This is a genomic window from Kribbella sp. NPDC049174, from assembly GCF_043197365.1.
Lineage (GTDB): Bacteria > Actinomycetota > Actinomycetes > Propionibacteriales > Kribbellaceae > Kribbella.
This window is the reverse complement of record NZ_JBICSZ010000007.1, coordinates 16,539-25,420: the sequence shown is the minus strand read 5'-3', so window position 1 is coordinate 25,420 and position 8,882 is coordinate 16,539. Positions and strand designations below refer to the sequence as shown.

Sequence of the window (8,882 nt, the reverse complement as noted above, 5' to 3'; positions counted from 1 at the left end):
GACAGATGGCCGAGTTCACCGCATCCGTCTACCAGAACGAGTTCCTGCCCGACGGCGGAACCGACGTGCACGCCATCGTCACGGTGGACTGCAGCGGCGCCGGTGCGGCCGGGCAGTCCGGCAGCGGTGACGCGGGCGAGATCATCATCGTCGACACCTCCGGCTCGATGGGCGCCGACGGCGTCCGGGCCGCCGCGCACGCCGCACAGACCGCGCTCGACCAGATCCTGGACGGGGTCTGGTTCGCGGTGATCTCCGGTAACGACCGGGCCCAGCTGGCGTTCCCGCCGTCGCCGGAGCCGGTGATGGTGAAGATGGACCAGTTCACCCGGCAGGCGGCGAAGGACGCCGTGTCCCGGTTCTACGCCGACGGCGGGACCGCGATGGGCACCTGGCTGCGGCTGGCGTCCCGGGTGTTCGCGACCGTGCCGTCGCTGACCCAGAAGCACGCCATCCTGCTCACCGACGGCGAGAACCAGCACGAGACGCCCGCGGTGCTGACCCAGACCATCGAGGCGGTCACCGGCCAGTTCCAGTGCGACTGCCGCGGCGTCGGCGTCGCCTGGCAGGTCGACGAGGTACGGCGGATCGCGACCGCGCTGCTCGGGACGGTCGACATCATCCCGGCCCCGGACCAGCTGGCGGCCGAGTTCTCCAAACTGATCCAGAACGCGATGAGCCGCGGTGTCGCGCAGGCCGATCTGCGGGTCTGGGCTCCGCAGGGCGCACAGGTGCTGTTCGTCCGCCAGGTCGCCCCCACGGTCGAGGACCTGACCTCACGTCGTACGGCGGTCAACGCGCTCACCAGTTCGTACCCGACCGGCTCGTGGGGTGACGAGTCGCGTGACTACCACGTGGCGATCCGCCTGGCGGCCAAGGCGATCGGGCAGGAGCAGCTGGCCGCACGGGTGCAGCTGGCGCTCGGCGACGACGTGGTCGCGCAGGGCCTGGTCAAGGCGCTGTGGTCCGCGGACGAGGCGCTGACCACGCGGATCAGCCCGGAGGTCGCGCACTACACCGGGCAGACCGAGCTGGCCGAGGCGATCCAGGAAGGCCTGGCCGCGAAGGCCGCGGGTGACACCGCGACCGCGACGACCAAGCTCGGACGTGCGGTCCAGCTGGCCGCCCAGACCGGCAACGAGGAGGCGACCACGCGGCTGCGCAAGGTGGTCGACATCGAGGACCAGGACACCGGCACCGTGCGACTCAAGCGGACCGTCGAGAAGGCCGACGAGATGGCGCTCGATACCGCCTCCACCAAGACCACCCGGGTGAAGAAATGACCACGGTCAGCTGTCCGAGCGGGCACCCGTCCACCTCGACCGACTACTGCGACGTCTGCGGTCTGCCGATCGGCGCCGCGGCCACCCCGGCCGCGGCCTCCGTCCCGGCACCGGCCGTCGCGGCTCCGGCACCGGCGGCGGCGCCGACGACCCAGACCTGCCCGAACTGCTCGGAGTCTGCCGCCGTGGACGCCTTGTTCTGCGAGAGCTGCGGCTACGACTTCACCACCGGCACCATGCCGCGGCCGACGTCGTCGCTCGACCTCGGAACGCCGCCCGCGGTGCCGCCGGCACCGGTGGCGACCGCCGACTGGGTCGTCGAACGCTGGGTCGACCCCGACTGGTACGAGGTCCAGCAGAGTGACGACCCGTGTCCGTCGCCCGGCCTGCCGGTGGTGATCCCGCTGACCGAGAAGAGCGTGCTGATCGGCCGCCCGTCGAAGAGCCGGAACATCCATCCGGAGATCGACTGCGGCGACGACACCGGGGTCAGCCGCCGCCAGGCCCAGCTCACCACCGACGGCACCCGCTGGTGGGTCGAGGACCTCCAGTCCTCCAACGGCACCTACGTGGCGCCGGCCTCCGGTCCTCTCCCCGAGGACCCGATCGTCCCGGGCCAGCGTCGCGAACTGAACTCCGACGACCGCGTCTACGTCGGCGCCTGGACCCGTCTGGTCGTCCGCAAGGCCACCCCGGAGGAAAAAGCCGGCCAAGCCTGAGCTATTGCGGAAGAGTCCTCGCCGCAATTGTTTCTAGCGTGAGGGTATGACGAACACAGCAGAGATCAGGCCCTTCCGGGTCGAGATTCCGCAGGCTGAGGTGGACGACCTCACGGCGCGGCTGGCCGGCGCTCGCTGGCCGGCCACGCCCGCGGTGGACGACTGGAGCCGAGGCGTTCCGGTCGGCTACCTGAAGGAGCTGGCGGCGTACTGGGCCGACGGCTACGACTGGCGCGCCGCGGAGGCGGCGCTGAACGAGATCCCGCAGTTCATCACCGAGCTCAACGGGCAGCGGATCCACTTCTTCCACCAGCGGTCGGCCGAGCCGGATGCGCTGCCATTGATCCTGACCCACGGCTGGCCGGGTTCGCCGGTGGAGTTCCAGCAGATGATCGGCCGGCTGACCGATCCGGTGGCGTACGGCGGCGATGCGGCCGACGCGTTCCATGTCGTCGTACCGTCGCTGCCCGGGTACGGGTTCTCGACGCCGCTCGGGCCGGGTGGGTTCAACCTGTTCGGGGTGGCGCAGATGTGGGCCGAGCTGATGAGCCGGCTCGGGTACGAGCGGTACGCCGCGCACGGGACGGACGCCGGGTCCGGGGTCGCGGGGATGCTGCCGATGGTGGATCCGGCTCACGTTGTCGGCGTACATCTGGCCGGGGTGAGTGCGGGTGCGCCGTTCGGGGATCCGCTGCCGCTGGAAGGATTGTCGGAGTCGGACCGGGCGCGGGCCGAGCGGTTCAACCAGATGATGGATGAGGGCTTCGGCTACCTGGTGCTGCAGTCGACCCGGCCGCAAACGTTGGCCTACTCGCTGAACGACTCGCCGATCGGGCAGCTCGCGTGGATCGTGGAGAAGTTCGCCGAGTGGACCGACCCGATCCACAAGCTGCCCGAAGAGGCGGTCGACCGGGATCAGCTGCTCACGAACGTCAGCCTGTACTGGTTCACCGGGTCCGGCGCTTCGTCGGCGCATGCGGTGTACGAGGGGATGCAGGCCTGGAAGGCGTACGCCGCTCATCAGGCCGAAGGCGATTCCGAGGGGTGGGGTGACGTTGCGGGACCGCCCACCGGGGTTGCGGTGTTCGGGGCCGAGACGGCGATCAAGAGTCTGGCGGACCCGGCCGGGAAGATGAGCCACTGGACGGAGTACGACCGCGGCGGTCACTTCGCCGCGATGGAGGTGCCGGACCTGCTGGCCGCCGACCTCCGGTTGTTCTTCGGTCCGCTGCGCTGACCTCAGTTGCCGGGCTGGACCTCCTTGGTCCAGTCCGGCATCGGCTTGAAGCACATCCACTCGATCAGCACGGAGCCGACCACGATCGGAATCACCCACGACCACGGCTGCCGGGGTGCGCTGACCACCAGAATCGCTGTCCACAAGGCGATCCAGCCGCCGCCGTACCCGCGCAGCACCCCGCGGTACCAGAGCCCGCCGGGCGCCTCCGCGGCCCGCTGACCGAGATAGACGAACAGGTACGACGCGATCGAGATCGGCCAGAAGAACCAGAGCCCGGCCCAGTCGTACGGGACCATCACGAGGGCGGTCAGGCAGACGATCGCGATCGCCCAGTGATAGATCTCGCCGGCCCAGTTCAGTCCGCGGCGGCGCAACGTGATCACGATCGCCAACGGGCCGAACAGCACCGCCACAATCCCTGCCGCGACATGCAGGATGAGCGCGATGTCACGCATCGCCGGTCCTCCCCGGACCCCGTCCCCGGCATCCGCCGGAGCTCTCTGACATGTCAGGGAGCATAGGGGTCAGAGCCGTTACCGTCTTCCCCTCGGCGCGCCCGAGTTGGGCGCGCCGAGAGCCGGCGTCAGTTCGCCGGGAAGTGCAACACCACGCGGACTGCGAAGTTCCGGTAATGAAGGCGTTCGAAACTCCGGGCCATCGGGACGTTGCCGAAGTCGGTGTCCGCCGCGATGCGCTCGGCACCGAGCTCCGCGAGGATGTGCGTGATCTCGGCGAGCAGGTCGTCGCTGTACCGGTGACCGCGATGCTCGGCCAGTACGCCGAGGTATCCGACCGTCATCCCGCCCTGGTTCGCCGACGGGATCGCGAACCCGATCAGCTTCCCATCGGCGTCGTACGCAAGTCGCCACCAGGCCCGGTCGCCCCGCATCGACTTGTACAGCTCGAGTTCCTCCCGGGCCGCGCCGTCGGCACCGAGCCGGGCGATCTCCCGCGCGGTGGCGGCGTCGAGGCTGCCTTCGGACACCTGGCGGAACACGTCCACGAAGGCCTCGTCGTCAGCCGGTTCGAACCGCAGCCTGGTGGACCGTGACGGCAGCCCGTACTCCGGCTTCCACTCGTACCGCAGCCGCTCGGTGACCCCGGTCAGCCCGGCCGCCTCGGCGGCTTGCCGACGTACGGCGAGCTCGGCGACGACATCCGGCTGGTCCTTCCAGTCGCCGGGCAGGAAGAAGTGGTACTCCGGCGGCTCGGCATCCGCCGGACGGGACTCGATGGTGTGCTCGATCAGCGCCGTCCAGGCCGGCACCGGGTCGCCGTCGCCGGCGTAGTACAGGCCGTCGATGCTGAACGGGTGGTCGTGCTCGGGCGGGCCCCACCAGATGGCGAGGGCAACGATCTTGCCGGCCTCCTCGACGACCCAGGTCCAGTCGTGCCGGTAGGTGCGGTCGGCAATCATGTCGCGGTAGCGATCGAGCGTGACGGTGTTGACCGACTGCCGCTCGATCAGGGCCAGGATGGTGTCGAGGTCGGCCTCGACAGTGGTGCGGATGTTCACGAATCCTCCAACAGGAGGCGCGACTGCTCCGCTCAGTGCGAGCTGTGCGAGCGGGACGGGCGCGCCGGGAAACAAGTCAGTGTGTTCATCGGTCACTCCTTCCACTCAGGATCATTCTCGCCGCGCCAGACACTAGGGCCTGACCGGGGTCATGGTCCAACCGTTATTTCACACCTGGGATGTGTTCTGTGAGGTCGACGCGAACAGCTAGCCGTCTCCCGAGGTAACGTCATGGACACGTTGAGTAGTCACCGCCGCCTCTGACGGAAGGACCTACCGCAATGTCCCCCATCCGCACGGCCGCACTCGGCCTGCTCACCGCCGGACTCTTCACTCTTGGCGGCCAGCCCGCGCCCGGGCTGGCCGCCGAACCTCGGCCGGCCACCGGCAATCCGGTCGAGCTCACCAGCGGTTTCTACGTCGACCCGAACTCCAACCCGGCCGCCTACGTGAAGCAGCACCCGGGCGAGACCGAGATCAAGGCCAAGATCGCCGACCAGGCCGGCGGCCGCTGGTTCGGCAACGGGAGCGGCGACATCACGGCGGCGGTGACGTCGTACACCACCGCCGCGGACCGGGCCGACAAGTTGCCGATCCTGGTCGCCTACAACATCCCCGGCCGCGACTGCGGCGGTCACTCCGGTGGCGGTGCCGGTTCGCCGGCGGCGTACCGGGACTGGATCGCCAAGTTCGCCGACGGGATCGGCAACCGGCCGGCTGTGGTCGTGATCGAGCCGGACGCACTGGCCCAGCTCGACTGCATGCCGGAGAACCAGCGGCGGGTCCGCATCGAGCTGCTGAAGTACGCCGCCAACCAGATCGCGAACAAGAACCCGAACACCTGGGCCTACATGGACGGCGGCAACACCAACTGGATCGAGGCCGGTGAGATGGCCCGGCGGCTGCGGCTGGTCGACGTCGGCAAGATCCGCGGCTTCGCGCTGAACGTGTCGAACTACTACACCACCGAGCAGTCGGTGACGAAGGGCAACGCGATCAGGACCGCACTCGGCGGCGGCACCCAGTTCGTCGTCGACACCAGCCGGAACGGCAACGGCTCGAACGGCGAGTGGTGCAACCCGGCCGGCCGCAAGCTCGGCGTCCCGTCCCAGGTCGGCGGCGGCGCGGACCTGCTGCTCTGGCTCAAGGTCCCCGGTGACTCCGACGGCGACTGCGGGATCGGCAAGGGCATCCCGGCCGGAACGTTCTCGGCCGCGCTGGCCAAGCGCCTGATCTCCGGCACATGATGGTTTGAGACTTCTCCAGCACGCCCTGGCAGCCAGTGCTGGAGAAGTCTCCACCCCTGGCTTCAAAGATACGATTGATACGCATGAAGCTGACCGATGAAGGCCGCTGTGCGGTCACCCAGTTCGCCGTCGACTGCGCGGAGCGGGCGCTGCCGCTGTTCGAGGCGAAGGCTCCCACCGACACCCGCCCGCGCGAGGCGATCGAAGCGGCCCGCGCCTATGCGCTCGGAGGCCAACGGACAGCTCAGCTGCGCTCATGTGCGTGGGCGGCTCAGAAGGCCGCAGGCGAAGTAGGCGATCCGGCGGCCAAAGCCGCTGCCCGCGCCGCGGTCGGTGCGGCCGGCGCTCCCTACATCCACGACCTGGAATCCCCGCACCAGCTCAATCACGTCCTCGGTCCGGCAGTCTCCATGGCGCAGGCCCGTGAGCTCGCGACCGACGACCCTGCCCTCGGCGACGAGGAGATCCGCTGGGCGATCGAGCACGCGTCGCCGCTCGTTCGCAAGGTCGTACGGCGGTGGCCCGCGCGTGACCCCGGTCGCACCCGGCTGAGCACGCTCAATCACCAACTGGACAAGGGACTTCGCGACTGACGGCTCAGGGCGCCGGTGGGACACCGGTGGTCTCGCGCGGCTGCGGCGGCGGTTCCGGAGCGCCTTCGAGCTGGATGTCGGGGATGATCCGGTCCATCCAGCGGGGCAGCCACCAGGCCTTGTCGCCGAGCAGCGTCATCACCGACGGAACGAGCACCATCCGCACCACACTGGCATCGATCAGGACGGCGACGGCCATGCCGACGGCCAGCATCTTCACGGTCGGGTCGTCGTCGAGGACGAAGCTCAGGAAGACGACGATCATGATCGCCGCCGCGGTGGTGATCACCCGGGCGGTCGCGCCGATCCCGATCGCGACCGCACGGTGGCTGTCGTTGGTCGCGACCCAGGCCTCATGGACCCGGGACAGCAGGAAGACCTCGTAGTCCATCGACAGGCCGAAGACGATCGCGAACATCAGCATCGGCACGAACGACGGAATCGGGACCGTCTCCTCGATCCCCACCAGCGACGATCCCCAGCCCCACTGGAAGACCGCGACGATGACGCCGTACGCCGCTCCGACCGACAGCAGGTTCAGGATCGCGGCCTTCAGCCCGATCACGACGGAGCGGAACGCGACCGTGAGCAGGATGAGGGCCAGCAGGACCACGGCCCCGATCAGCCACAGCATCCGCCCGGCGACCTTCTCGGTGAAGTCGACGTACCCGGCGACAGTGCCGACGACGTAGGTCGTCCCGCCCACACCGGGCAGCACATCGCTCCGGATCCGGTTCACCAGGTCCTCGGTCTCGGCCGACGAGGGTGAGGTCGTCGGGACGACGTTGATGGCAGCCGTCGTACCGGCCGGGTTCGTCGTCGGCGGCTGGACCGCGGCGACGCCCTGCGTCTTCTGCAGGTCGCCGGCGAGGTTCGTCAGCAGCGTCTGGTCGGCGGCCGCGTCCTGGGACGGCAGCGAGACGACGACCGTCAGCGGCCCGTTGGCGCCCGGGCCGAAGCCTTGCGCGATCAGATCGTACGCCTTCCGGCTCGAGTCCTCGGCCGGGTCGGTGCCGGCATCCAACTGGCCCAGGTTGAGCGAGAGCAACGGAATGGTCAGGATCAGCAGCAACAGGGTCGCGACGGTGCCGTACGACCACGGGCGATCGCTCACCCGGCGTCCCCAACGAGCGAAGGCGCTCTGCTCGTGCTTCGCGTCGCGGATGGCCCGCTCCTCGGCGCGATGTGCTGCCGCGGCCTCGGGCTCCAGTTCGGCCTCGAGCGCACGTTCCTCGACGACGTGCTTCCGATCGGCGCGGTTCAGCACCAGCAGCCCGGCCAGACCGAGGAGTGCCGGGATCAGCGTCAGGGCAGCCAGGACGGTGACCGCGACCAGGATGGCCGACGAGAGTCCGAGCGCGCCGACGAACGGTACACCGGAGACGTACAGGCCGAGGATCGCGATGACCACCGTGCCACCGGCGACCAGGATGGCCGCGCCGGAGGTCGATTCGGCCCGGCCGATCGACTCCTCGACCTCCATGCCGTTGTCGAGTTGCTCGCGATGCCGCGAGACCAGGAAGAGCCCGTAGTCGATCGCGACACCCAAGCCGAGCAGAGTCGCAACGGTCGGGGCCGAGACCGGGAACTCCTTCACCGCCGCGAGCAGCCCCAGGATCGCGAGACCGCCGCCCACACTGAAGACCGCCGACACCAGCGGCAGCGCGGCGGCCACGATCGACCGGAACATCAGGAACAGCAGGATGAGGGCCAGGGCGAGACCGATCGCCTCCGAGAGCTGGTCGTCGGCCTGCTTCCCGATCTGCCCGGCGCCGCCGCCGTACTCCACCTCGAGCCCGGCGTCGCGGGCCGGCTTGACCGCCGTGTCCAGTTCGGTGAGGTAGTCGGTGTCGAGGGACGCCGGCACCACGGAGAACGAGACCGGCGCGTTGACGACGGTGCCGTCCTTGGAGACGTACGGCGATGGCTCAGTCGCCAACGGATCGGTCGCGGCAACCACATCAGGGAGACCGCCGACGTTCGTCATCGCCGTTTTGACCGCGGCGGCCTGGTCGGACACCTTCCCCGACGACGAGTGGAACACGATCGAGCCGGAGTACCCGCCCTGCTTCGCGAAGTCGCTGTTCAGCACGTTCAGACCGGCCGAGGACTCGCTCCCGGGCACGGTGTAGTTGTTGACATAGGTGCCGCCGAAGAACGCCCGGAGCACGAACAGCCCGACGACGATGACCAGCCAGGCACCGATCACCGGCCAGTGGTGGCGAGCGGCCCCCCGGCCGAGACCTTCCAGAAACGCGTGCATGTCGTACCCCCCGGGCGCCCA

8 protein-coding genes are annotated in these 8,882 nt (G+C 69.3%); 5 read left to right on the top strand and 3 right to left on the bottom strand.

The annotated features are described in order from the left end of the window. Positions 1-5 precede the first annotated feature (5 nt). Genes ACGFIF_RS29875 through ACGFIF_RS29865 form a run of 3 tightly spaced genes read left to right on the top strand, consistent with a single transcriptional unit; the run spans position 6 to position 3,239 of the window. Positions 6-1,283: a VWA domain-containing protein gene (locus tag ACGFIF_RS29875; protein WP_393159058.1), complete on the top strand. Its 1,278-nt coding sequence runs from the start codon at positions 6-8 to the stop codon at positions 1,281-1,283. Beyond that, on the top strand, positions 1,280-2,002 hold the full coding sequence (locus ACGFIF_RS29870) for an FHA domain-containing protein (protein WP_393159056.1): 723 nt from the start codon (positions 1,280-1,282) through the stop codon (positions 2,000-2,002). The genes ACGFIF_RS29875 and ACGFIF_RS29870 overlap by 4 nt, the downstream gene beginning before the upstream one ends. A 46-nt stretch (positions 2,003-2,048) precedes the next feature. Beyond that, complete coding sequence (locus tag ACGFIF_RS29865; protein ID WP_393159054.1) at positions 2,049-3,239, top strand: epoxide hydrolase family protein; 1,191 nt, start codon at positions 2,049-2,051, stop codon at positions 3,237-3,239. Between the two features lie 2 nt (positions 3,240-3,241). On the opposite strand, the gene ACGFIF_RS29860 is transcribed toward ACGFIF_RS29865, so the two are convergent. Both ACGFIF_RS29860 and ACGFIF_RS29855 read right to left on the bottom strand, forming a co-directional pair. Further along, a complete protein-coding gene (locus tag ACGFIF_RS29860; RefSeq protein ID WP_393159052.1) occupies positions 3,242-3,697 on the bottom strand; it encodes a hypothetical protein in 456 nt (151 codons plus the stop codon). A 128-nt stretch (positions 3,698-3,825) separates the two neighbouring features. Next, entirely contained in the window at positions 3,826-4,758 is a 933-nt protein-coding gene (locus ACGFIF_RS29855) for a GNAT family N-acetyltransferase (protein ID WP_393159050.1), read from the bottom strand. 281 nt (positions 4,759-5,039) lie between these two features. Here ACGFIF_RS29855 and ACGFIF_RS29850 point away from each other — a divergent pair, with 281 nt between their 5' ends. Further along, positions 5,040-6,005 (top strand): glycoside hydrolase family 6 protein, encoded by a 966-nt coding sequence (locus ACGFIF_RS29850; RefSeq protein WP_393159049.1) that lies wholly within the window; start codon positions 5,040-5,042, stop codon positions 6,003-6,005. Positions 6,006-6,088: 83 nt separating this feature from the next. Beyond that, entirely contained in the window at positions 6,089-6,598 is a 510-nt protein-coding gene (locus tag ACGFIF_RS29845; RefSeq protein WP_393159047.1) for a putative immunity protein, read from the top strand. A gap of 4 nt (positions 6,599-6,602) precedes the next feature. On the opposite strand, the gene ACGFIF_RS29840 is transcribed toward ACGFIF_RS29845, so the two are convergent. Continuing rightward, positions 6,603-8,861, bottom strand: a complete 2,259-nt coding sequence (locus ACGFIF_RS29840) for an MMPL family transporter (protein ID WP_393159046.1) — start codon at positions 8,859-8,861, stop codon at positions 6,603-6,605. Positions 8,862-8,882 lie beyond the last annotated feature (21 nt).